The sequence below is a fragment of the Dechloromonas sp. CZR5 genome, from assembly GCF_008711155.1.
GTDB lineage: Bacteria > Pseudomonadota > Gammaproteobacteria > Burkholderiales > Rhodocyclaceae > Azonexus.
This window is the reverse complement of sequence record NZ_VUYQ01000005.1, coordinates 160,316-184,985: the sequence shown is the minus strand read 5'-3', so window position 1 is coordinate 184,985 and position 24,670 is coordinate 160,316. Positions and strand designations below refer to the sequence as shown.

General features: G+C 65.1%; 17 protein-coding genes. 10 read left to right on the top strand and 7 right to left on the bottom strand.

What is annotated here, in order from left to right; genetic code table 11:
- Positions 1-3: 3 nt before the first annotated feature.
- Genes F1002_RS14620 through glnL form a run of 4 tightly spaced genes read right to left on the bottom strand, consistent with a single transcriptional unit; the run spans position 4 to position 4,078 of the window.
- Complete coding sequence (locus F1002_RS14620; RefSeq protein ID WP_150429785.1) at positions 4-720, bottom strand: type III pantothenate kinase; 717 nt, start codon at positions 718-720, stop codon at positions 4-6.
- Positions 717-1,532 (bottom strand): biotin--[acetyl-CoA-carboxylase] ligase, encoded by an 816-nt coding sequence (locus F1002_RS14615; protein ID WP_150429784.1) that lies wholly within the window; start codon positions 1,530-1,532, stop codon positions 717-719. The genes F1002_RS14620 and F1002_RS14615 overlap by 4 nt, the downstream gene beginning before the upstream one ends.
- A gap of 10 nt (positions 1,533-1,542) precedes the next feature.
- A complete protein-coding gene (ntrC, locus tag F1002_RS14610; RefSeq protein WP_150429783.1) occupies positions 1,543-2,955 on the bottom strand; it encodes a nitrogen regulation protein NR(I) in 1,413 nt (470 codons plus the stop codon).
- A 49-nt stretch (positions 2,956-3,004) separates the two neighbouring features.
- Positions 3,005-4,078, bottom strand: a complete 1,074-nt coding sequence (gene glnL / locus F1002_RS14605; protein WP_150429782.1) for a nitrogen regulation protein NR(II) — start codon at positions 4,076-4,078, stop codon at positions 3,005-3,007.
- Positions 4,079-4,187: 109 nt separating this feature from the next.
- Here glnL and F1002_RS14600 point away from each other — a divergent pair, with 109 nt between their 5' ends.
- Positions 4,188-5,276 carry an efflux RND transporter periplasmic adaptor subunit gene (locus F1002_RS14600; RefSeq protein ID WP_191090415.1) on the top strand — a complete coding sequence of 363 codons (1,089 nt, stop codon included), beginning with the start codon at positions 4,188-4,190 and terminating at the stop codon, positions 5,274-5,276.
- 9 nt (positions 5,277-5,285) lie between these two features.
- On the top strand, positions 5,286-8,435 hold the full coding sequence (locus F1002_RS14595) for an efflux RND transporter permease subunit (RefSeq protein WP_150429780.1): 3,150 nt from the start codon (positions 5,286-5,288) through the stop codon (positions 8,433-8,435).
- Positions 8,436-8,508: 73 nt separating this feature from the next.
- On the opposite strand, the gene F1002_RS14590 is transcribed toward F1002_RS14595, so the two are convergent.
- From F1002_RS14590 to F1002_RS14580, 3 genes are all read right to left on the bottom strand, one after another.
- Positions 8,509-8,958: a DUF4124 domain-containing protein gene (locus tag F1002_RS14590; RefSeq protein ID WP_223879618.1), complete on the bottom strand. Its 450-nt coding sequence runs from the start codon at positions 8,956-8,958 to the stop codon at positions 8,509-8,511.
- 106 nt (positions 8,959-9,064) lie between these two features.
- A complete protein-coding gene (gene glnA, locus F1002_RS14585) occupies positions 9,065-10,480 on the bottom strand; it encodes a type I glutamate--ammonia ligase (RefSeq protein ID WP_150429778.1) in 1,416 nt (471 codons plus the stop codon).
- A gap of 184 nt (positions 10,481-10,664) precedes the next feature.
- Positions 10,665-11,834 carry a cation diffusion facilitator family transporter gene (locus F1002_RS14580; protein ID WP_150429777.1) on the bottom strand — a complete coding sequence of 390 codons (1,170 nt, stop codon included), beginning with the start codon at positions 11,832-11,834 and terminating at the stop codon, positions 10,665-10,667.
- A 47-nt stretch (positions 11,835-11,881) separates the two neighbouring features.
- On the opposite strand from F1002_RS14580, the gene F1002_RS14575 reads away from it, so the two are divergent.
- From F1002_RS14575 to pelF, 8 genes are all read left to right on the top strand, one after another.
- Complete coding sequence (locus tag F1002_RS14575) at positions 11,882-12,334, top strand: rhodanese-like domain-containing protein (RefSeq protein ID WP_150429776.1); 453 nt, start codon at positions 11,882-11,884, stop codon at positions 12,332-12,334.
- A gap of 42 nt (positions 12,335-12,376) precedes the next feature.
- Positions 12,377-13,474: a quinolinate synthase NadA gene (nadA, locus tag F1002_RS14570; RefSeq protein ID WP_150429775.1), complete on the top strand. Its 1,098-nt coding sequence runs from the start codon at positions 12,377-12,379 to the stop codon at positions 13,472-13,474.
- 182 nt (positions 13,475-13,656) lie between these two features.
- Positions 13,657-16,437 (top strand): bifunctional glycoside hydrolase 114/ polysaccharide deacetylase family protein, encoded by a 2,781-nt coding sequence (locus F1002_RS14565; protein WP_150429774.1) that lies wholly within the window; start codon positions 13,657-13,659, stop codon positions 16,435-16,437.
- On the top strand, positions 16,397-20,188 hold the full coding sequence (locus F1002_RS14560; RefSeq protein WP_223879617.1) for a tetratricopeptide repeat protein: 3,792 nt from the start codon (positions 16,397-16,399) through the stop codon (positions 20,186-20,188). The genes F1002_RS14565 and F1002_RS14560 overlap by 41 nt, the downstream gene beginning before the upstream one ends.
- Before the next feature lie 18 nt (positions 20,189-20,206).
- Complete coding sequence (locus F1002_RS14555) at positions 20,207-20,749, top strand: penicillin-binding protein activator LpoB (protein WP_150429773.1); 543 nt, start codon at positions 20,207-20,209, stop codon at positions 20,747-20,749.
- 8 nt (positions 20,750-20,757) lie between these two features.
- Positions 20,758-22,152 carry a PelD GGDEF domain-containing protein gene (locus F1002_RS14550; RefSeq protein WP_150429772.1) on the top strand — a complete coding sequence of 465 codons (1,395 nt, stop codon included), beginning with the start codon at positions 20,758-20,760 and terminating at the stop codon, positions 22,150-22,152.
- Positions 22,145-23,137 (top strand): lipopolysaccharide assembly protein LapB, encoded by a 993-nt coding sequence (locus F1002_RS14545; RefSeq protein WP_150429771.1) that lies wholly within the window; start codon positions 22,145-22,147, stop codon positions 23,135-23,137. Before F1002_RS14550 ends, F1002_RS14545 begins: the two co-directional genes overlap by 8 nt.
- Positions 23,134-24,669, top strand: coding sequence for a GT4 family glycosyltransferase PelF (pelF, locus tag F1002_RS14540; RefSeq protein WP_150429770.1), 1,536 nt, complete (start codon positions 23,134-23,136; stop codon positions 24,667-24,669). Before F1002_RS14545 ends, pelF begins: the two co-directional genes overlap by 4 nt.
- Position 24,670: the final 1 nt, after the last annotated feature.

Below are 24,670 nucleotides of genomic sequence, written 5' to 3'. Positions count from 1 at the left end.
TCGTCACACTTGGCGTGCGATCTGTCTTAAACCCTCGAGAGGCAGATTGTCGGCCAGTTGGTGAGGAATCGCAAGACAAGGCGATATTCGATTTCCATAGCCGCCAGACAACAGGCAGATACCGGCATCGCCCGGCAAGCGGGCAAAGGCACGCTCGATGGCGCCCGCCTGCGCCTCCAGCGCACCGGAGACAATGGCATCGTCGGTGCAGCGCGGATAGGGCGAATATTGACCGTCGGCAAACGGAAGTCCGGCCGTTCCTCCGGCCAGGGAACGCAACATCAGACCGACGCCGGGCAGAATGCAACCGCCGACAAAACGGCCGGCGGCATCCAGCGTATCGATCGTGGTCGCCGTCCCGGCCATGACCACGACAGCTGGGGAGCGATGCAGTGCCCACGCCCCGATCAGGGCACACCAGCGGTCGACTCCCAGCCGTTCCGGGGCATCATAAAGGTTGCTCACGCCCTGTGCCGCCGGCGAGGACTTCACGTCGCACCAAACGGCATGCCAGGGCGCCAGCTGTCGGCGAATCCGCGCATAGGCTTCGGCGCCGGCAACATTGGCCAGCATTACCCGCTCCGGTTGCGGCCAGTCGATCAGCAATTGCGTCAGACACTCCGGCTGGTCATGCGTCACCGCGCCCTGCGCCAGCCAGCCAGTTCCATCATGCACCCCCCACTTGATCCGGGAGTTGCCGCTGTCGAGACAGACGATCACGCTGTTCCCGCCCCCGGGAGTTCCCCCGCCCGGCGAAGGCTGACATCGCCTGAAATGATGCGCTCCACGCCCTTGCCGGTATCCAGCAGCAGCGAGCCGTCGTCATCGACACCCAGACAGAGCCCGTGGAGCGCTTCGGCATCGCCGAGTATCTGCACCGGCATCCCCTGCCAGGCGTGATAGCCCTGCCAGGCAGCCTTCAGGCCGGCAAAACCCTGCTCGCCAAAACCATCCAGCACGCCGGCCAGCTCCAGCAGGATGGCAGCCAGAATCTCGTGCCGGTCCGCTTTGACGCCCGCCAACGACAATCCGGCAGCCGGCTGCGGCAAATCGGCCGCTGCCGGCGCCCGCAGGTTGAGACCGATGCCGATAACGGTCTGCACACCCCTGCGATCCGACGACAGCTCGATCAGGATGCCCGCCAGCTTGGCAAAATCACCGTCAGCCTCGAGCAGCACATCATTCGGCCACTTCAGGCGAACGCCGGTCGCCCCGAGACTTTCCAGGGCTCTCGCCAGCGCCACGCCGACTGCCAGCGACAGGCCGCTGAGGCGCGTTGCGCCGCCCGGAAACCGCCACAGGACGGAGAAGGTCAGACTGGCCTCCGGCGAGGACAGCCAGCTGCGACCGCGTCGCCCACGTCCGGCATGTTGACGGTCGGCGACCACCACGCTACCCGCCGGTGCGCCGCGGTCGGCACGACGCATCAGTTCGCTGCTGGTCGAATCGCATTCGTGCACTGCGTCGACGTCGAAACGCCCGGCCAGTTGCCCGAGCCGGGATTTGAGCAAGACAGGATCGATCAGGGTCATGCCGCGGATTTTACTCCGCCGGATGCTCCTTGCCGCCATCGATCCCCAGTTCGGCGATCTTGCGGGTAATGGTGTTGCGGCCAATGCCCAGCGCCTGGGCGGCCTCGATCCGCCGACCGCCGGTGTGCGCCAGCGCCTGGGAAATGAGGATACGCTCGAAGACCTGCGACAGCATGCCATGAACATCCGGCACGCCACGCGCCAGCAATCGCTCGACTTCGCCCTGCAAGGAACTCTCCCAATCGGTCGCCAGCGACACCGCGGCGGTTTCCCGCAACTCGGCCGGCAGATCGCCAATCTCCACCTGCTGCCCCGGCGCCATCACGGTCAGCCAGTGGCACAGGTTTTCCAGCTGGCGGACGTTACCCTGAAACTCCAAGCCGGCCAGGTACTTGATCGCGGCGTCGGACAGGCGCTTGGCTTCCACCCCCAGTTCGCGCGCACTCTTCTGCAGGAAGTGCCTGGTCAGCAGCGGAATGTCCTCGCGCCGTTCGCGCAAGGCCGGCAGGCGGATGCGGATGACGTTGAGGCGATGGAAAAGATCCTCGCGGAACAAGCCATCCTTGACCCGGGTTTCCAGATTCTGGTGCGTTGCCGCGATGACGCGGACGTTGGCCTTGATCGGCGAATGCCCGCCAACTCGGTAAAAATGTCCATCCGACAGGACCCGCAACAGGCGGGTCTGCAGCTCGGACGGCATGTCGCCGATTTCGTCGAGGAACAGCGTCCCGCCCTCGGCCTGCTCGAAACGACCGCGCCGCTGCGCCTGGGCGCCGGTAAAGGCTCCCCGTTCATGGCCGAACAGTTCGGACTCCAACAGATCTTTGGGAATCGCCGCCGTGTTGATGGCGATGAAGGGCTTGTCGGCGCGCGGGCTATGCCGGTGCAGGGCGCGAGCGACCAGTTCCTTGCCGGAACCGGATTCGCCGGTGATCAGGACCGTCGCATGCGACAGCGCCAGGCGGCCGATGGCCCGGAAAACCTCCTGCATGGCCGGCGCCTGGCCAAGAATCTCTGGGACCAACCCTTCCTCTTCGGACGCACCGTTCTGGTGCATCGATTCGTCGATGGCACGGCGAATCAGTTCGACCGCCTGATCGACGTCAAAGGGCTTGGGCAGATATTCAAAGGCCCCGCCCTGAAAAGCGGCAACGGCACTTTCGAGATCCGAATAGGCGGTCATGATGATGACCGGCACCGACGGAAAGCGGGTTTTCACCTCCTGCAGCAACTCCAGGCCCGACTGGCCGGGCATGCGGATGTCAGACAGCAGCACCTGCGGCGGCTCAATGCCCTGCTCCAGCTGCGAGATGGCCTCGGTGGCCGACGCGTAGCTCTTGAACGGAATGCCCTCGCGGGAGAGGGTCTTTTCCAAGACCCAGCGGATGGAACGATCGTCGTCAACGATCCAGACCGGTTTCATGTTTGATTGGCTCATCTCGTTGTCAGAATGGCCTTTTCCGAAGCAAGACTCAGGCCTGTTCGATGGGGAGGCGCAGCGTGAAGACCGTATTACCCGGCCGACTGGCACAATCGATGCTGCCGTGATGGTGGTGGATGAAATTCTGGGCGATGGTCAGCCCCAGGCCACTGCCGCCCTCCCGGCCCGAAACCAGCGGATAGAACATCCGTTCGCGGATGGCATCCGGGATACCCGGCCCGTTGTCGATGACCTTGATCTCCATCGCCAGGCGATAGCGCTTCTTGGCCAGCGTGACCTGCCGCAGCGAACGGGTCCGCAGGATGATCTCGCCCTCGCCGTTCATTGCCTGCGCCGCGTTGCGTGCGATATTCAGCACGGCCTGGATCAATTGCTCGCGATCGCCGACCAACTCCGGCAGGCTGGTGTCGTAGTCCCGGCGGACCGACAACGATCCCAGAAACTCCGCCCGCAGCAAACTGCGCACCCGCTCGAGTATCTCGTGAATATTGACCGTTGCCGGCAGCATCGCCCGATGCGGGGTCAGCAGGCGCTGCATCAGGTCCTGCAGGCGGTCCGCCTCCTTGATGATGACCTGCGTGTATTCCTTGAGCGACGGCGCATTGGCCAAATGCGCCAGTTCGTGCTCCAGCAGTTGCGCGGCACCGCGGATTCCGCCCAGCGGATTCTTGATCTCGTGCGCCAGATTGCGGATCAATTCGCGGCTGGCCTGCTGCTGCTCGATGAGGCGCTCTTCGCGGGTTGCCGTCAGGTGATGCTCGATGGGCTGCAGCTCGAGCAACAACCGCACGCCGGCCGCCACATCGGGGCGAAGGGGCGTCACCGTGCAATTGATATGCAGAGTCTCACCGTCGCAACGCTGCAGTTCGATGTTCTGCCCGGTGTAACCCCAATTGTTGTTGAGGCCGTTGTCCAGCGCCCCCTGCAGGGTTGCCGAGCAGGTACAGAACGAGGCCAGCGTCTTGCCGACGACCGAGCGACTGCTCACCGCCAGCAGGTTTTCCCCCGCTGCGTTGATGTAGCGGACGATCTGGCCCTCATCGATCAGCAGCACCGCCGAGGCCAGAAGATCGAGGCCGGCAAAGGAAGCATGTGTCAGGTTCATGATGCCATTGTAGCGACTCGCCTCCCCTTGCCCCATACAACTTGCGTTAATGACCGATCGTTCATTATCATGCCGAATCGCTCCTCGCTCCCATTCCGCCTCCGTCACGATGCACAAAACTCCCGCCCTTCTGTCACTGCTGCCACTCGCGACCGGCATGGCGCTGGGTGGCTGCCAAGGTGGCGACCCGTCCCCGCCTCCGCCGCCCATCGTCCTCGTGCAACCGGCCGCCGCGGCCACCGCCCAGGCTGCGGCCTACACCGGCGAAATCCGCGCCCGCCACGAAGTCGATCTGGCCTTCCGCGTTGGCGGCAAGATTGCCGCCCGCCTCGTCGATGCCGGCAGCGAAATCAAGGCCGGCCAGCCGCTGGCCCGACTCGACCCCAACGACCTGCAATTGGCCGCCGACGGAGCGCGCGCCCAGCTGGCCGCCGCCGAGAGTGAACTGGCCACCGCCCGTGCCGAGCGCGAACGCTACGCCGGCCTGGTCGCCAGGAAATTCGTCAGCCAAACGGCCTTCGAAGCCAAGGACAATGCCTTCAACGGTGCCCAGGCTCGCCTGGAGCAAGCGCGCTCGCAGAACCGGATCAGCAGCAATCAGGCGGCTTACGGCACGCTAAGCAGCGAGACACCGGCGGTAGTGATGGCGGTGCTGGCCGATGCCGGACAGGTCGTCTCCGCCGGACAGCCGGTGTTGCGAATTGCCCGCCCCGAAGAAAAGGAAGTGGCCATTGCCGTTCCGGAAAGCCGAATCGCCGAGATGCGTGCAGCACGCAACATCCAGGTCGGCCTTTGGGCTGACCCCGATACGGTGTTGCGCGGCGAGCTGCGCGAACTGTCGCCGGCCGCCGACCCGGCAACCCGCACCTATGCAGCACGCATTCGCCTGATCGCCCCGCCGCCCGAGGTGCGCCTGGGCATGACCGCCCGCGTACGTCTCGGCGGTAGCGCCGGCAACGAGTTGCTTGTTCCACTGAGTGCGGTGCTCGACACCGGCCAGGGACCCTTCGTCCGGCTCGCCAAGGATGGCAAGGTGGCGTCCCGACCGGTCAAGATTGCGACATTCCGCGAAGATGGCGCCGTCGTCGCCAGCGGACTGGACGGCGGCGACGCAGTGATCGTCAGCGGCGCCGGCAAGCTGGTCGACGGGCAGGCGGTGCAGGCCAGGGCCATCACGCCACCGGCCAGGCAACGCTAGGGCTTTGCGGTGAGCCAACGCTTCAATCTGTCCGACTGGACCCTTCACCACCGTACGCTGGTCGGTTTTTTCCTGCTGGCCATCGCGCTGATGGGCGCACTGGCCTATGGCAAGCTGGGCCAGGCCGAGGATCCGCCCTTCACGTTCAAGCTCATGGTCGTACGCAGCTTCTGGCCGGGCGCCACGGCACGCCAGGTCGAACAGCAGCTGACCGACAAGATCGAACGGAAATTGCAGGAAACCCCCTACATCGACCGTGTATCGAGCTTTTCCCGGCCCGGCGAATCGACCGTGTTGTTCTTTGCCAAGGACAGCACGCCGGCAGCCAGCGTACCCGATGTCTTCTATCAGGTACGCAAGAAGATCGGCGATATCCGCCACACCCTGCCTGCCGGCGTTCAAGGCCCTTTCTTCAACGACGAATACGGCGATGTCTATGGGAATATTTACGCACTGACCGGCGACGGCTTCGACTATCCGCAACTGAAGGATCGTGCCGAACGCATCCGCGATGAACTGCTGCGCGTCCCCAATGTCGGCAAGGTCGACATCTTTGGCGTGCAGGAGGAAAAGATATTCGTCGAACTGTCGAACAGCAAGCTGGCCACACTGGGCATCGACCAGTCGATCATCGTCCAGGCGCTGGCCCAGCAGAATGCCGTCATCGGCAGCGGGTTTTTCGAAACGCAGCAGGAACGCATCCAGATTCGCCCGAGCGGTGCATTCGATTCGGTCCAGGCGGTATCCGACACGCTGATACGCGCCGACAATCGCAGCTTCCGCCTCGGCGACATCGCGAGCGTCCGGCGCGGCACCAGCGATCCGCCGGCCACCCAGGTCCGCTTTGGCGGCAAGCAGGCGCTGGCCATCGGGGTTTCCATGGTCAAGGGCGGCGACATCATCCAGCTCGGCAAAGACCTGAAAACCCGGATCGCCGCCCTGCAGGCCAACCTGCCGGTCGGCGTCGAGATCGGCGAGGCGGCCAGCCAGCCCGACGCCGTCAAGCGCTCGGTGCAGGCTTTCGTCCAGTCGCTGGCCGAGGCGGTTCTGGTCGTCATGGCGGTCACCTTCATCAGCCTGGGCATACGTACCGGCCTCGTCGTCGCCATCTCCATTCCGCTGGTGCTGGCCGCGACCTTTCTCGCCATGTCGTGGTTCAACGTCGGCCTGCACAAGGTATCGCTCGGCGCACTGGTCCTGGCACTCGGCCTGCTGGTGGACGATGCCATCATTGCCGTCGAAATGATGTGGGTGAAGATGGAACAGGGGTGGGAACGCACCCGGGCCGCTTCCTTTGCCTACACCAGCACGGCCGGGCCGATGCTCTCGGGAACCCTGGTCACCGTCGCCGGCTTCATTCCCATTGCGCTGGCCAAGTCGTCGACCGGCGAATACGCTTTTGCCTTCTTCCAGATCAACGCCGTCGCCCTGCTCATTTCGTGGCTGGCCGCCGTGATCGCAATTCCCTGGCTTGGCTACAAGCTGCTCCCCGACCCGCGCGCCGCGCGCCCGCCCGGCATGCTGCAACGCAAGGCACCCGGCCTGGCCAGGTTGATCGCCAGGATCGGCCTCAGCGGCCCGGCCCATGCCGAGGACCACGACGTCTACGGCACGCCGTTCTATACCCGCTTCCGCGCCCTCGTCGCCTGGTGCGTACGGCGTCGCTGGCTGGTCATCGGCATCACCGTCCTGCTGTTCGTGCTGTCCATCGTCGGCATGGGCAAGGTACAGAAACAGTTCTTCCCGAACTCGACCCGCCTCGAACTCAACGTCGAGCTGCGCCTGCCGGAAGGCGCCTCGCTCACGGCCATCGATGCCGAAACCCGGCGCCTTGAGCAATGGCTGGAGCAGGACAAGACCGAACACGACGATTTTGGGCACTACATCGCCTATATCGGCTCCGGCACGCCGCGCTACTACCTGAGTCTCGACCAGCAACTGGCATCCAACAACGTCAGCCAGTTCGTCATTGTGACGAATAGTGTCGAATCCCGCGAAGCCTTGCGCGAGCGCCTGATCCGGCTGTACGACAGTGAAGCTTTCGGCGCCCGCGCCAGCATCAGTCGCATCGAGAACGGACCGCCGGTCGGCTACCCGGTGCAATACCGCATCTCCGGGGAGGATACGGAAATCCTGCGCAAGACGGCGAACGATATCGCTGCGGTTATGAGCAAGGCCCCCGAACTGAGCAACATCAATCTGGACTGGAGCGAATTGTCGAAATCGATCGAAATCGAGATCGACCAGGACAAGGCGCGCGTGCTGGGTGTTTCCAGCCAGGACATCGCAGCGCTGCTGAACATGTCGCTGAACGGCTTTGTCATAACCAGCTTCCGCGAAGGCGAGAAAACCATCGACGTGGTTCTGCGCGGCGACCGGGACGAGCGCCATTTTCTCTCGGCACTGCCCGACCTTTCGCTACCGACGCGCTCCGGAAAGAGCGTGCCGCTCAGCCAGGTCGCTCGCCTGAAGCACGGCTTCGAGCCCGGGCTGATCTGGCGGCGTGACCGCTTGCCGACGATCACGGTACGCGGCAACCTGTACGGCAAGACGCAACCGGCGACCATTGTCGACCGCATCAAGCCGGATATCAACGCCATCCAGGCGGCACTGCCCGACGGCTACCGCATCGCCACCGGCGGCTCCGTGGAGGAATCGGCCAAGGGCTCCAACTCGGTCATGGCCGGCATCCCGCTCTTTGTGCTGGCTGTCGTCACCATCCTGATGATCCAGCTGCAAAGCGTTTCGCGGGTCGCCATGGTGCTGCTGACGGCTCCTCTCGGCATCATCGGCATCGCGCTCTTCCTGCTGGTCTTCAACAAGCCCTTCGGCTTCATGGCGCTACTCGGCACGATCGCATTGTTTGGCATGATCATGCGCAACTCGGTCATTCTCGTCGACCAGATTGAACAGGATCTGGCCGCCGGCAAGGCAAGGCGGGAAGCGATCATCGAATCGACCGTCCGGCGCTTCCGCCCCATCGTCCTGACTGCCGCGGCTGCCGTGCTGGCGATGATTCCGCTGTCGCGCAACGACTTTTTCGGCCCCATGGCCGTCGCCATCATGGGCGGCCTGATCGTTGCCACCGCCCTGACGCTGCTCTTCCTGCCAGCCCTTTATGCGGCCTGGTACAAAGTCAGGAGCGAATCGCACGCTTAGCCTTGAGTAAAAGACAGAGGGCGCCTCGGCGCCCTCAAATCTCAAACTGACCGCTCGACCCTCACCCAAACAGCTACTTCAGATTTCCCAGCTCCTTCTGGATGGCCTGGATGTTCCGCTCATGCTGTCCAACACGGTCGCGATACGGTGCGCTCCGGTCGCTGGAACCACCCCGTGTCGCTTCCTGCTCGGCCAGTTCCTTTTTGGCCTGCTCAAGGCTGCGCTGCTCGCCCGCCAGTTCCTGCTCGAGAATATGGCGACGGTCGCCGTCGCGGGCCTTCTGGGCATCCTCGGCAACGCGCGGAAAGCCACTCGGCGAAGGATTTGCAGCCGCGCCGGCGGGCCTGGCCTTGGGGGCCGGCAGGGAATTCTCGGGACCACTGGAGATCACCTTGCAGTTCTTGTCGAGCCGCGAACTGGAATAGGTCGTGCTGCCGTTGACGTCGGTACATTTATAAATGCTCTGCGCCGAAACCGAAAAGGGAATCAAGGCAATCAGCAAGGCAAGTGAACTGCGCATCATCGTCATCAATCCTTGTAACTTTTTCAGTGTAACGGACTTAACGCCAGAGCCAGGAAAAAGTGGACAAAAAAAGGGCGGGAAACCCGCCCTTTTTCAACTGCGCCGATTACAGGCTGTAGTAGAGGTCGAATTCGACCGGGTGGGTCGTCATGCGAACCTTGTTCACTTCTTCCATCTTCAGGGCGATGAAGGCATCGATCCAGTCGTTGGAGAAGACGCCGCCACGGGTCAGGAACTCGCGATCCTTGTCCAGATTTTCCAGCGCTTCTTCGAGGGAAGCGCAGACGGTCGGGATCTGTGCGTCTTCTTCCGGCGGCAGGTCGTACAGGTTCTTGGAAGCCGGATCGCCCGGGTGGATCTTGTTCTGAACACCGTCCAGGCCGGCCATCAGCAGGGCAGCGAAGCACAGGTACGGGTTGGACAGGGGATCCGGGAAGCGGGCTTCGACGCGACGACCCTTGGTCGAGGCAACGAACGGGATACGGATGGAAGCGGAACGGTTCTTGGCGGAGTAAGCCAGCTTGACCGGGGCTTCGTAGTGCGGGACCAGACGCTTGTAGGAGTTGGTGCCCGGGTTGGTGATCGCGTTCAGGGCCTTGGCATGCTTGATGATGCCGCCGATGTAGTAGATCGCGAATTCGGACAGGCCAGCATAGCCGTCACCGGCGAACAGGTTCTTGCCGTCCTTCCAGACGGACTGGTGAACGTGCATGCCCGAACCGTTGTCGCCAACGATCGGCTTCGGCATGAAGGTGGCGGTCTTGCCGTACTGGTGAGCCACGTTGTGGGTCACGTACTTCTGGACCTGGGTCCAGTCGGCGCGCTGAACCAGCGTGCTGAACTTGGTACCGATTTCGCACTGGCCGGCGTTGGCCACTTCGTGGTGGTGAACTTCGACCGGCACGCCCAGAGCTTCCAGGGTCAGGACCATGGCGGAACGGATGTCATGCAGGCTGTCGACCGGCGGAACCGGGAAGTAGCCGCCCTTGACGGCCGGACGGTGACCGGTGGCACCTTGGCCTTCGTTCTTCTCGCCGGCACCCCAGGAGGCTTCAGCAGAGTGAATCTTCAATTGGCAGCCGGACATGTCGACAGACCATTCGACGCCGTCGAAGATGAAGAATTCGGGTTCCGGACCGAAGTAGGCGGTATCGCCCAGGCCGGAGGACTTCAGGTAGGCTTCGGCGCGCTTGGCGATGGAGCGCGGATCGCGGTCGTAACCACGGCCGTCGGTCGGATCGACGACGTCACAGGTCAGGACGACGGTGGTTTCGTCGAAGAACGGGTCGATGTAGGCAGTGGCCGGGTCCGGCATCAGCAGCATGTCGGAAGCCTGAATGCCCTTCCAGCCGGCGATGGACGAACCGTCGAAAGCGTGGCCGCTCTCGAACTTGTCTTCGTCGAAATGGGAAACCGGCACGGTGACGTGCTGTTCCTTGCCACGGGTGTCGGTGAAACGGAAATCGACGAACTTGGCGTCGTTTTCCTTGACCATCTTCATCACGTCTTGCGGGGTTGCCATAAGAGTCAGTCTCCAAAGAAAACAAGGTGCCGGCAAAACCGGCGACAATCAAAATTCAGCCCCAGGCTTTTAGCAGATTACGTGCCAGCCGCTGAAGTCAATTTTTCTATTCTGCCACAACGAGATGCCCGCGATAAGCAGAGAATGGGCGCACCACAACAGTGCCAGGAAGCAAAAACACGCACTACTTTGGTGCGATCATGCAATTCAGCGAAATACTGCGCACCACGGCATGGTTGCGCAGGCGCTCGGCAATTCCCTCTTCCGCCAGTCTGAGCGCTTCGCCATTCTCGAAAAATGCATGCCTCAGGAAAATCTCGACCTCGACCTTGCCGTTGAGGTAATGCAGCAAGATTTTCTCCGGCACCGGCAAATCCGCCAACAACGGCTGCAATTCGCGGAGCAACACCTCGCGTGCCGGCAATCGCGGGACCACAAGATCGGGATCTCCATCATCTTCCGGATCGATATGAACCAGCACATCCAGCACTTCGGGATGCTCGCGCAAGACGCGCGCCCGCGCCGACTCGGCAATGCGATGCCCCTCGGAAACGCTGATCCGCGCATCGACCTGGACATGGGCATCGACCAGTGCCTGATGCGCCATGCGGCGCGTGCGCAACTGATGGAGGCCGAGAACGCCCGGCGTCGCCACCAGCGTCTGGCGGATAGCCTCGACCTGTGTCGCATCGAGTCCGGTATCGATCAGCTCCTGGAAGGCGCCCCACGACAGTTCCACCCCCATGCGCAGGATCATGAAACCCATCAGCGCGGCCGCCAGCAGATCGAGGAAAGACCAGCCCATCAGCGCGCCCCCGATGCCGACCACCACGACCAGCGCCGACGCCGCATCGGCCCGCGTATGCAATGCATTCGCCGTGAGCAATTGCGAGCGCTGGCGTTCGGCAACGCGGATCAGGTAGCGATACAGGCCTTCCTTCGACACCACGGTAGCGATCGCCACCCACAAGGCAGACAACTCGACCACCGGCAAGGACTCGATATGCTGCAGCCGCATTCCCGATTCCCAGAGGATGCCGCCGCCGATCAGGGCCAGCGACGCCCCGAGCACCAGCGTTGCGCCGGTTTCCATGCGGGCGTGACCGTAGGGGTGGGCCTCATCGGCCGGATGGGCGCTTTGGCGGCTGGCGTAGATGACCAGAAAGTCGGAAAGCAGATCGGAAAAGGAATGCAGGCCGTGCGCCACCAGCGACTGAGAATGCGCCATCCAGCCGACGACAAGCTGGGCAACGGTCATCACCAGATTGACGGCGACGCTGACCCAGGTTGCCTTCTGCGCCTCGGCAGCCCGTTCCGCCAACGATGCCGCTGCCGGGTGATCCCCTTGTGCCATGTGCTGTACCCTATACTATTGGCCTGAGATTCTAGCAGTTGGACATTATGGGAAAGTTAACGGAAATTCTGACCCTCGCCGCCGAGCGGGGCCGCGCACTCGAACGCCCCTACCAGGGGGAACTGACCCCTACAGAGGCTCACGCGCTGTTGCAGCTGGCGCCCGGTGCCAGGCTGGTCGATGTCCGCACCCGTGCCGAGTGGGACTGGGTGGGCCGCGTACCCGGCGCTGTCGAAATCGAGTGGAACCAGTACCCGGGTGGCGTGCGCAACCCCAATTTCGTCGCCGAACTCAAGCGCCAGGTCGATCCGGAAGCGCTGGTGCTATTCCTGTGCCGCAGCGGCGTACGCTCCATCGGCGCCGCGAACGCTGCCGCGGAAGTCGGCTACAACAACAGCTACAACATCCTCGAGGGCTTCGAGGGTGACAAGGATGCCAACGGGCATCGTGGAAATATTGGCGGCTGGCGCAAAGCCGGCTTGCCGTGGATTCAGGGATAATACCGCGCGTCCGAATTCAACGGCGCCATTCAGAGATCAGCGATGCAGACTGCCACCATTTCTTTCGACCCGTTCAACGCCCTGTCCGACGAGGCCTGCCACGAGCGCATCCGCGCCGCCCGTGCCAAGCTCGGCAAGAAGGCCGTCATCCTCTGCCACCATTACCAGCGCGCCGACGTGTACCAGTACGCCGACCTGACCGGTGACTCGCTGAAGCTGTCGCGCCTCGCCTCGCAGACCGATTCCGAATACGTCGTCTTCTGCGGCGTGCATTTCATGGCCGAAGTCGCCGACATCATGACCGCCCCGAACCAGACGGCCATCCTGCCTGACCTCGCCGCCGGCTGCTCGATGGCCGACATGGCGAACCTGGCCAAGGTCGAGCGCTGCTGGCGCGAACTGAACGAAGTGCTGAATGCCGAAGAGGAAGTCACCCCGGTCACCTACATCAACTCGGCCGCCGACCTGAAAGCGTTCTGCGGCGAGCACGGCGGCATCGTCTGCACCTCCTCGAATGCCGGCACCATCGCCAAATGGGCCTTCGAGCGTCGCCCGAAAGTGCTGTTCTTCCCCGACCAGCATCTCGGCCGGTGGACCGGCCACCAGATGGGCTTTGCCATGGATGAAATGGTCGTCTGGGACCCCGACCTCGAACTCGGCGGCCTGACCCCGGCGCAGATCAAGAAGGCGCGCATCCTGCTCTGGAAGGGCCACTGCTCGGTGCACCAGATGTTCCAGAAGTCGCACATCGATGCCTTCCGCGCCAAGTATCCGGACGGCAAGGTCATCGCCCACCCGGAATGCAATTTCGAGGTGTGCGCCGCGTCCGATTACGTCGGCTCGACCGAGCACATCGTCAAAACCATCAAGGAAGCGCCGGAAGGCACCCGCTGGCTGGTCGGCACCGAACTGAATCTGGTCGACCGCCTGGCCAAGGAAGTGCTGCCGCAAAAGAAGATTGTGCAGTTCATGGCGACCACCATCTGCATGTGCTCGACCATGCAGCGCATCGACCCGCAGCACCTGGCCTGGACGCTCGAAAACCTCGCCGAAGGCAAGGTGGTGAACGCCATCCGCGTGCCGGAACATGAAGCCAAGCTGGCCAAGCTGGCGCTTGACCGGATGCTGGCCATTTCCTGAATAGCCTGTGTTACCAGACAACACGCCCTCCCGGCAGCATGCCGAACGCATCACCCCCAGCGGCATCGCCGGCTTTCTCGCAGGTACCGTGACCTAGCTCACAATTCTTCGCAATATTTCCTTTCTGCCCGGCCGGTGCCTGCGGTCTAATCTTGTCATCCTGAAAAACAAGATGTCCGCGCGTGGCACTCCTCCGCATTTTCGCTGCCCTTGCCGTCTGGGCCGCCGCCGGCCTGGCCTGCGCCTCGCCAGCCGTTGCGCTGTACTACGGCAAGCAAGCCGCCCTGCATGAATTCCGTATTTTCGATATCGTCGTCGTCGAGCCCGACCACGGCCATGACCCGAAGACCTACGCGCGCCCTGACAGTCGCCTGTTCGCCTACGTCTCGGTAGCCGAGGCACACCCCGGGCGCAGCTACTTCAAGGACATCCCCAGCCTGTGGAAAATGGCGCGCAACGGCGACTGGGGTTCGGAAGTCATCGACCAGACACCGGAGGCCTGGCCCGATTTCTTCGCCAGCCGGGTCGTCGCCCCCCTCTGGGAAAAGGGATACCGCGGTTTTTTCCTCGACACCCTGGACTCGTATCGCCTAGCCAGGAATTTCGACGAAGCGGCACAGCAGCAAGGCCTGATCCGGGTCATCGAAACGCTGCACCGCCGTTTCCCGGGCATCCAGCTCATCCTCAACCGCGGCTTCGAGATCGTTCCCCGGGTGCGCGACAAGGTCTTCATGGTCGCCGCCGAATCGCTCTACCAAGGCTGGAACGCCTCGGCCCGGCGCTACGAAGCTGTCCGCGAAAACGATCGCGCATGGCTGCTCGGACAGCTCAAGGCCATCCGCGAACAGCACGGGATCGAGGTTCTGGTCATCGACTACGTCGCCGCCGGCCAGCGCGCGCTCCGCCGCGAAACCGCCAACAAGATCAAAAGCCACGGTTTCATCCCCTGGGTCACCGACAGCCAGCTCGAGTCGATGGGCATCGGCAGCGTCGAATCCCAGCCTCGACGCGTGATGATGCTTTATGACAGCGCCGAATCGCCGGCACTCAATTACAGCAATGCCCACCGCTACCTGCAGATGCCGCTCAACCACCTCGGTTATGTGGTGGACTACGCCGATGTCCGCCAACCCCTGCCCGATGTCGCGCCCGACCGCTACGCGGGGGTTGTCGTCTGGCTGTCCGGCGGGCTGCCCGCCCCGCACAGCACGGCGCTAAGCCGCTGGCTGACGGGCCGGCAGGACGACAAGCTGCCCATCGCCATCGTCGGCGAACTCGGCTTCATTGCCGATCGCAGCTTCGGCCGGCGCTTCAACCTGGAGGCGGTACCGGCCAAACCGCGCGGCACCCTGCGCATCACCCGCCAGCACCCGATGATCGGCTTCGAGGCGCGTGCCCAGCCTCGCCCGGGCGAGGCGCCCGCCATCCGCACGATCGGCGACGACGCCGCCCCCCTTATCGAGCTGCGCGACGAAAGCGGCGAGCGTTACAGCGGCGGCGCGCTGATGTCTTGGGGCGGTTTCATTTTCGAGCCATTCGCGCTGCACGAGGTTCCCGGCAACGACCAAAGCCGCTGGGTGATCGATCCCTTTGCCTTCCTGCAGGCCAGCCTGCGCCTGCCCGGCATGCCGATGCCCGACGTGACCACCGAAAACGGCCGCCGTCTGTTCTTCTCCCACATCGACGGCGACGGCTTTCCCTCCCTCGCCGAATTCCCCGGCGCGCCGACAGCGGCCGAGGTACTGCTCGACAAGGTGCTGCTCAAGTACCGCATCCCCACCACGGTATCGGTAATCGAGGGCGAGATTGCCGCCGGCGGGCTGCACCCGAAGCTCAGCCCCCGGCTGGAAGAAAGCGCCCGAAAAATGTTCCGGCTGCCCCACGTCGAAATCGCCAGCCACACCTATGCCCACCCGTTCCGCTGGGATCATTCGGTGCGCCACGGCATCTTCAAGGACGGCAAGGAGGAAACCTACCACCTCGACCTTCCGGGTTATCGCTTCGACCTCAACCGTGAAATCGTCGGCTCGATGGACTACATCCGGCAACACCTCGCGCCGCCGGACAAGCCGGTGCGCATCCTGCTCTGGTCGGGAGACACCGCCCCCGGCGAGGAAGCGCTGAAAATCACCAACGAGGCCGGCTTCCTCAACATGAACGGCGGCGACACCTCGATTTCGCGCAGCAATCCGTCGCTCACCGCCGTCGGGGCACTGGGCATCCGGAAAGGGGAATTCCTGCAGGTCTACGCTCCGATCACCAACGAGAACATCTACACCAACCTGTGGCACGGCCCCTTCTACGGCTACGAGCGTGTCGTCGAAACCTTCGAGATGACCGAACTCCCCCGCCGCCTGAAGCCGGTCAACATCTACTACCATACCTATTCGGCCAGCAAGCCCGCCGCCCTGAACGCCCTGCACAAGGTTTTCGCCTGGACGGAGCGCCAGGCCCTGCACCCCGTGTTCGCCTCGGAATACATCACCAAGGTCCACGATTTCCACACCCTGGCCATCGGGCGCGACGACGACGGCTGGCGCATCCGCGGCAACGGCGACCTCCGCACCCTGCGCCTGCCCGACGACTGGCGGCCCCGGCTCGATGGCGCTGACGGCGTCGCCGGCTTCCACAAGGATGGCAGCGGCAACTACCTCCACCTGACCGGCGCCACCGCGCGCTTCGCGCTGAGCGGGGAAGCCGCCGGGACGTCGGCAGCACCCTACCTGCTCGACGCCAACGCCCGCATCGTCAGCTGGGAGAGCGCCGCCGGGCGCCTGCGCTTTGCGCTCAAGGGACATCAGGCGCTGGACTTTCGCCTGGCCAATGTCGCCGGCTGCCAGACCCTGATCGACGGCAAGCCGGCCGTTGTCGCCCGCAAGGAAAGCCTGGACGGCACGCCCGTTTCCGGCTTCAAGCTGAACCATGCCGCTGCGCAAATCGAAATCGCCTGCGCCGGGCGCTGACCGCCCCAGCCTTGCCCCGCCCTGGGTGCTGCTCGTGCTGGCCGCAATGATCCTGCTCGCACTGGTGCTCGTCTATCCCCAGAAGGCGCTGCTCGAACGCATCGGCCGGGCACCGGAGAGCGAGTTGAGCAGCGCTTATCTCAGCAACCTGCTGCGCAGCAACCCCGACGACCCCAAGCTGCGCCTGCTGGTCGCCGCCCAGGCGCTGCGCCATGGCGACACGGCGTCGCTACGAGCCACGCTGCAACCTGTGCTCGCCAGCAAGGACAAGGAACTCCAGCGCGAAGCGCAATGGATACTCTGGCAAGGTGCCGCCCGCGAATTCCGCGCTCTGCCGCCCGGCGCCAGCACCGAGCGCCAGGCGCGCAAGCGCGAACTATCGGCGCAACTCGACCGCCTGGCCCAGGAAAATTGGCCGGACGAGCGTCTCCTGACGATGGCCGAACAGGCGTTCGAGATCGGCGACACCACCTGCGCCCTGGCCCTCTACCGCAAGGGCGCGAGCGGGCTGGGCAACCGCGAGGCGGCCAGCCACTTCGCGCGCGGCGCGGCCATCGCCCTGGCGCATGGCGACTATCGCAGCAGCGCCGAACTCTCCCTGCTGGCCAGCGCCCGCAGCCCGGAACGCAAGGAGGCCAACGCCTACCGCCTGGATGCCCTGCGCACCCTGCAATCGGGCAACCTGCTCGGCGATGCCGTGCGCCTCCTCGAACGCGAAATCGGCGACCAGGAAAACGACCCCGAGATGCTCGATTTCGCCACCCGGCTGGCTCGCGCCGCCGGCCGCCCCGATCTCGCCGACCGCTACGTGCGCCGCCTGCTACGCCTCAGCCTGTTGCGCCAACTGGAGCAGGTGCGCTTCGCCGAAGCGCATGGCGAAGCCTTCCCGCAAAAGGTCTCTCTGCGGAGCGAGTCCGGCGGCGGTCCGAAGCTGCCCTTTGACGACAAGACCTACACGCTCGGCTACGAGGTCTTCCTGGAAAACCGCAAGCTGGACGACGCCTGGAAGGTCGCCGCCTCGGCCGTCCGCCAGGCGCCGGACAACATGGTCTGGCGCGAACGCCTGGCCAAGGTTGCCGAATGGACGGCCCGCCCCGAGCAGGCGCTGGAGCAATGGTGGCACCTGGCGCGCCAGACCCAGCGCGACGACGCCTGGCAGGCCGTGCTCCGCCTGGCACCGGGCCTGCTCGACGACCGCGCCCTGCTCGCCGCCATCCAATACCAGATTGCGGGCCAACCAGACGACATCGCACTCTATCGGCAAGCCATCGCCACCTGGGAGCGGCTGGGGGAGCCGCTGGCCGCGTTGGACTTCCTTGAACCGCGCAGCCGGCATAGCCAGCGCGGCATGCTGGTCGAGATGATGGCCGACCTCGCCGACCGGGCCGGCGACCCGCAACGCGCCTTGCAACTGTGGCGTCGTCTGTTCGAAAACCCGGCCGAAATCACTCCGCAACGCGCCGTGCGCGCCGCCACGCTTGCCGCTCTGCTCGACCGTTCCGGCGAAGGCCTGCGCTGGCTCGAAGCTGCTTGGAACCCTGCCGCCCCTGGCTCGGCCGACGAACGCGAACGCCTGCGCCTGACCGGTCAACTGGCGCTGCGCGAACAGAATGCTGACCTGGCCATTCGTGCCTACGAACTGATCGGCCAGAGTACGCTGGCCGAGACCGGCGACTTCGACGCCCTCATCGCCATGAGCGCCGGACCGGCGCCGCAGACGGCCGCCCGTGCCGCCTTGGCGGCTTGGGAGCGCTTCCGGGAATCCAGATACCTGACCCGCGCCCTCGGGTTTTATGCGGGAAGCGAGCAGTGGCCAGCCATCGGCAAGCTGCTCGAACGCCTGAAGCCGGATGCCCCGCCCCCCTACGACACGCTGCCCGCCCTGCGTCGCGACGCCGAGTTCCTGCGCTTCTGCGCGGCCTACCATCACCATGTCGGCCAGCTCCGGGAAGCCGGCCGCGACCTGGCGGCAGCACTGGCCCTGGCGCCGCGCTCCGACGAAATCCGCAGCAGCCTGCTCTGGGTGCTGATCGACAGCAACGATGCCCCCGGCCTGCGCCGTTTTCTCGCCAGCCACGAACCCTCCTGGCGCGCGAACCCGGCCATGCACGACGCGCTGGCCGCCGCCTACCTCGCCCTGTCCCTCCCCAGGGTGGCGCTGGAGCAGTACCTGACGCCCCGCTTCGGCGACCACGAGAACGATTTCCTGTGGCTGATGAATTACGCCGACGCGCTCGACCAGAACCAGCAATCCGACCGCGCCTGGCGCCTGCGCCGCCAACTGCTGAGTCGCGAATGGCGCGCCCGCCAAAACGCCCAAGGCCCCGCCGGCCGCGACTGGCTGGGCGAAGAGGCGCTGGAGGAGGCGCGCCGCCTGGCCCGCGCCCGCCTGACCATGCTCTCCGGCAACGGCGACCGCAGCCTGGGAACCCTGCGCGAACTGCTGCGCCTGGACCGCGAGCGCGGGCAGGCCGCGACGCCCTCCGTCAGCGAAATGATCATCGGCTGGATGCAGCAGGCCGGCGAATACCCGGCCGAACGCGCCTACCTGTGGCAGCAGGCCGCCCGCGCACTGGGCAAACCGGCCAACCGCCCCCTGTGGGCCGAGATATCGGTGGCCCTCGCCGAAGACGACAGGAGCGCCCTGCACACCCTGCTCGACAACCATGGCGAGCGGCTGCCGCGTTACGACCGGATACGGGCCGCCAGCGTGCTCGGCGCCATCCGCGAGGCGCAGACCGATGCCTTCGAGAGCCAGGATCGACAGACCGACGACGATCCGCTGCACATGCAGCTCACCGAGTCGCTGCTCGACTTCAGTGACCATGCCGGGGGCCAAGCGGCAAGCCGCAAGCTCGGCGCCATCGACGAATTGCTGGCATCGGCGCAGATACATCTGGCCCTGACGCCCCGCCTCGCCATGGACCTGTCGATGGGCCAGCTACGCCGCTCGGTGGGCGACCCCGACATCATGCGCCACGCCCCCGACGAAAGCTTCGTCAGCTTGCGCATGAACCTGCGGCACGACGACGGCAGCACCGCCTTCCTGATCGAACAGCGCCGCAGCCTGGACGATTACACGCCGCTACAGGTCGAACACACGCGGCGTATCGACGACCGCCTGTCGCTGCGCATCGGCCTCGGCCAGCACCTGCCCAGTCTCGAAAGCACCGCGCTGCGCGTCGCCGGCATGAAGGACCGCGCCCTGCTCGCCCTTTCCTACGCCCCCACCCGCCTCGACCGGCTGACCGTGGAACAGGTCGTCGAGCGTTACACGCTGCAGACCGGCTCCGCCGTCGGCCGCGGCGATCACACCAACCTGATCTACAGCCACGCGCTACGCCAGGAAAATCCGAACCTCGAGATCGGTGCCTTCTGGTCGGCGCACCGTTTCAACCGCGAAAGCAGCTATGCCGACCCGGCCTTGAACGCCATCCTGCCCGCCGCCATGAGCTCGGTCGGCGAACTCCAGCCCGGCTTCTTCCTGCCCGACAGCTTCAATTTCTACGGCCTGCGCCTGTCCACCGACATCCGCCACGAGCAGGCCTACACCCGCGCCCTGCGCCCCTACGCCAGCGTCGCCCGCACTTGGCACAGCAACCTGGGGCCGGGCTACGACCTGCGCATCGGCATCGCCGGCAGCGTGCTCGGCGCCGACCACTTCAGCCTGACCTGGGGAACCGGCAAGGCCGGCCTGCAAGTCGGCGGCATTACCCGCGAAATCCAGCTTAACTATCGATTGCACTACTGACCTGATCGGAAATCCATCATGACCCACGTCTCCCACATCCTTCGCTCCCTGCTTCTCGCTGCGGCGGCCCTCGTGCTCGGCGCCTGCAGCACGCTGGACCGCAGCCAGCCGCCGCCACTGGACAAGCAGGCCCAGTGGGTGCTCCTGCCCTTCGCCAACCACACCGAAACACCGCTCGCCGGGCAGCGCGCCGAGGCTATCGCCAGCGCCATCCTGCACGGCAACGGCATCGCCCGGATTAAGCAGTACCCGAGCAGCCTGCAACAGGAAGCCCTGTTTGACAGCGGCGACCGCAAGCAGCAAGAAGAGGCACTGGCCTGGGCGCGCCAGCAGGGCGCCCGCTACGCGCTGGCTGGAACGGTGGACGAATGGCGCTACAAGGTCGGCGTCGACGGTGAGCCGGCCGCCGGCATCACCTTGCAGATCATCGACGTCGCCAGTGGCGACATGCTGTGGAGCGCCACCGGCGGCAAGAGCGGCTGGAGCCGCGAAGCGCTGTCGGCCGTCGCTCAGCAACTGATCCGCAGCCTGCTCAATAGCGGCCTGTCCGCCGCACGCTGAGAACGGCGATGTCAGTGCAAGTTCCGTTCGGCAACTCCGCCCCTTCGACGCAGCAGCTCCGCGACCTGCAGGTCGAGGTGGCCGAGCCGCAGTGGAGCGCGCTCGGCCGGCTGACCACCCCCACCGTCAATCCGTGGGCCGTCGCCGGGGAAGTCCTGTTCCTGCCGATCATCGCAGTCAGCCTTGGCTTCTGGCTGAACCCCGAAGACCCCTTGTGGATACACGGCCATTTCCCCTGGGCGTGGCTGGCGCCGGTCGTCCTCGCCCTGCGCTACGGCCCGCTGCCTGGCATCGGTGGGGCCTGCATGTTGTTACTGTTCTGGCTGCTGCTGGCGGCCGACCCGCTGGAACATTTTCCCAAGCAGGCGTTTCTCGGCGGCCTGATCCTGGTCATGGTCATCGGCGAATTCGCCAGCCTGTGGGTCGCCCGCACACGCCGCGCCGAGGGCGTCCAACGCTACCTCGACCAACGCCTCGAATTCCTGACGCACCAGTACTACCTGTTGCGCCTGTCGCACGACCGCCTGGAGCAGGAGTTGTTCACCCGCCCCATGGCCATGCGCGATGCGCTGACCCAGATGCGCGCCATGGTCGTCGGCGACCGGCACGAGTCCGACCGCTCCTGCGCCACCGCCCTGCTGCGCCTGCTGGCCCAGTATTGCCAGCTGGAAACCGCCAGCCTGCACCGGGCCGACGGCGAGCGGCTCGTCGCCGAGCCGCTCGCCACCCTCGGCAACACATCGCCGCTCGACGGCAACGACCCGCTGATCCGGCGGACGCTGGAAACCGGGCGGCTGTGCCACATCAGCCAGTCGCTGGCCGAGGATGCCAACCCCAGCCGCTACCTCGTCGCCGCGCCGCTCACCAACCTCAACGGCGAGCGCTTCGGCCTGCTGGTCGTCGAACGGATGCCTTTCTTCGCGCTGCAGGACGAAACGCTGCAAACCATCAACCTGCTGCTCGGCTATTACGCCGACAGCCTCTCCGTCCAGTCCCTTGCCGCCCCCATCCGCGAGCGCTTCCCCGACTGCCCGCCGGATTTTGCGTTCGAAATGCAGCGCCTCTGGCACATCCGCGACATCAGCCAGGTCGTCAGTTCGCTGGTCGTGCTGGAAATCCGCCGGCAGCCCGGCACGCCCGACATCGCGCCGCAGATCCAGCGGCAAAAGCGGGGGCTGGATGCCTGCTGGCTGATCTCTGGCGACACGCGCGACTTTCTGGTCACACTGATGCCGATCTCCAATCCTGCCGCCGCCGAAGGCTACTTGAAGCGACTCGAACTATGGGCCCACCAGCGCAGCGGCAAGACGCTGGCCGGGCTGGGCGTCTTCGGCCACGTGCTGGTTCTTGACCAGGAGCCCCCGGCGGTCGTTCAACGCATCGTCGACATCGTCCATGCCTGATTTCAAGCTCGGCTTCCTCGCCATTGCCAGCGAACTCGGCGCCTGGGGCATCGTCACCCAGAGCAGCTGGCCGCCGGATGCCGCGCTGCTCGCCTATCTCGTCGCTCATGGCCTCGCCAGCCTCCTCGCCGCGACCTTCGCCATCACCTTCCTGCCTTCGGCCAAGCCGCGCCTGCCGACGCTGGCGCTGATGGCCTCCGGCAGCTACGCCGTACCGATTTTCGGCTTTGTCGGGCTGCTGTTCGGCGTACTGCTGCTGCGCGCCTATCGCCATCGACAGCAGCCGGCGGAATTCGAATCGCTGCAGCTTCCGGAATTCGACCCGCACCAGCATCCGACCAGCGCTTTCCGCCAATCGGGCCTGCGCGCCTTCCTCGGCAACAGCCGTGCCCCGACGTCGTCCCGGCTGGGCGCCCTGGTTTCCCTGCAATACGTGCCCGGCCGGGTCGCCTCCCCCCTGTTGCGCGAGGTGCTCACCGACCCAAGCGAAGACATTCGCCTGCTCGCCTACGGCATGCTCGACAACAAGGAAAAGCGGATCAACCAGGCCATCGACGAGGAGCTGAAGAAGTTCAATGCCGCCGAGGCTGCGTCGCCGAGCGCGCAAACCGCCGCCCGCCGCCTCTCGGACCTGTATTGGGAGCTGGTCTATCAGGAACTGGCCTTGGGCGACCTGCGCAGCCATGCTCTCGAACGCTCCCGGCACTACTGCGAGATCGTGCTTGCCTGCACGCCGGATGATGCGGCGCTCAACCTGCGCCATGGCCAGTTGCTCAGCGCCCGGGGCGAAGCCGAGCCGGCGACTACCGCCTACTACAAGGCGCTGGCCTTGGGCCTGCCGTCCACCCGCGTCCTGCCCTATCTCGCCGAGTTGCGTTTCAACCAGGGCAATTACGCCGATGCCCGCCGCCTGATGAACGAACTCGAAGCCTGGGATTCGCTGCCCCGCCTGCAACCCGTCATCGCCTTCTGGAGCGCCAAGTGAGCCATCCGACAGCCGCTTCCGCCGATATCGCCCTGTTGCTCGAAGGGACCTTTCCCTATGTCAGCGGCGGCGTGTCGAGCTGGGTCAACCAGATCATCCGGGCCTACCCCGAGTACCGTTTTGCACTGGTCTTCCTGGGCAGCCGCCGCGCCGACTACCAGGGTTTCCGCTACGAATTGCCGGCCAACGTCGTCCATTTCGAGGAGCATTTCCTTTACGACGACCTGCATGCCAGGGAGTCGCCGCGCGCCCGCCCGGGCGACGAGGCGACCTTCGCCCGGGTCGCCGAGATGCACGCGATGTTCGCGCCCGGCGCCGACAGCGGCGCCGCCATGCGCGAATTCCGCGCACTGGCCCGCGACATGATGCCCGGCGGCAAGCTGACCTTGGAGGATTTCCTGCACAGCGAACGGGCCTGGGAGCTGATCTGCGAGCGCTACCAGCGCTTCTGCACCGACCCCTCCTTTGTCGACTTCTTCTGGACGGTGCGCATCATGCATTCGCCGCTGTGGAAGCTGGCCCGCATTGCCGAGGGGCTGATCGAGGTCAAGGCGCTGCACACCATCTCCACCGGCTATGCCGGCTTCCTCGGCGCCTTGCTGCGCCAGTCCCGCGACATCCCGCTGATCCTCTCCGAACACGGCATCTACACCAAGGAGCGGAAGATCGAGCTGTTCAAGAGCGAGTGGATCCGCGACAACCGCAACGTCTTCCAGCGCGACCCGACGGAACTCTCCTATTTCCGCCAGATGTGGATCCACTTTTTCGAGTGGCTGGGGCGTTTCTGCTACGACGCAGCCGACCCCATCGTCGCCCTCTACGAGCAGAACCGCCTGCGCCAGATCGCCGACGGCGCACAGCCCGAGCGCACCCGCAATGTGCCGAACGGGATCGACCTCAAGCGCCTGGCCCCGCTGCGCGACCGCCGCCCAAGCGGCGTGCCGCCCGTGCTGTGCCTGATCGGCCGGGTCGTCCCGATCAAGGACATCAAGACCTTCATCCGCGCCATGCGCCGCGTGGTCAACCTGCTGCCCGAAGCAGTCGGCTGGATCGCCGGGCCGGAGGACGAGGACCCGGCCTACGCCGAGGAGTGCCGCAACCTGGTCGGCAGCCTGGGGTTGGAGGAGCACGTCCGCTTCATGGGCTTCCAGAAAATCGACAACCTGATGCCGCAGATCGGCCTGACCATCCTCTCGTCGATCAGTGAAGCCTTGCCGCTGGTCATCCTGGAAGGCTTTGCCGCCGGAGTGCCGTGCGTTTCCACCGATGTCGGCTCGTGCCGGCAATTGATCGAAGGCCTCAACCCGGACGATCGCGCGCTGGGTCAGGCCGGCGCCGTGGTTAACATCGCCGACCCGCAGGCGCTGGCCGACGCCGCCATCGCGCTGCTCCGCGACGAGCCGCGCTGGCACGCCGCCAGCCAGGCCGGCATCGCCCGCGTCGAGCGCTATTACACCGACGACCTGATGTTCGGGCATTACCGCGACATCTATCGCGGCGCACTGCCGGCCCGGCCGACGGAGGCCTGCTGAC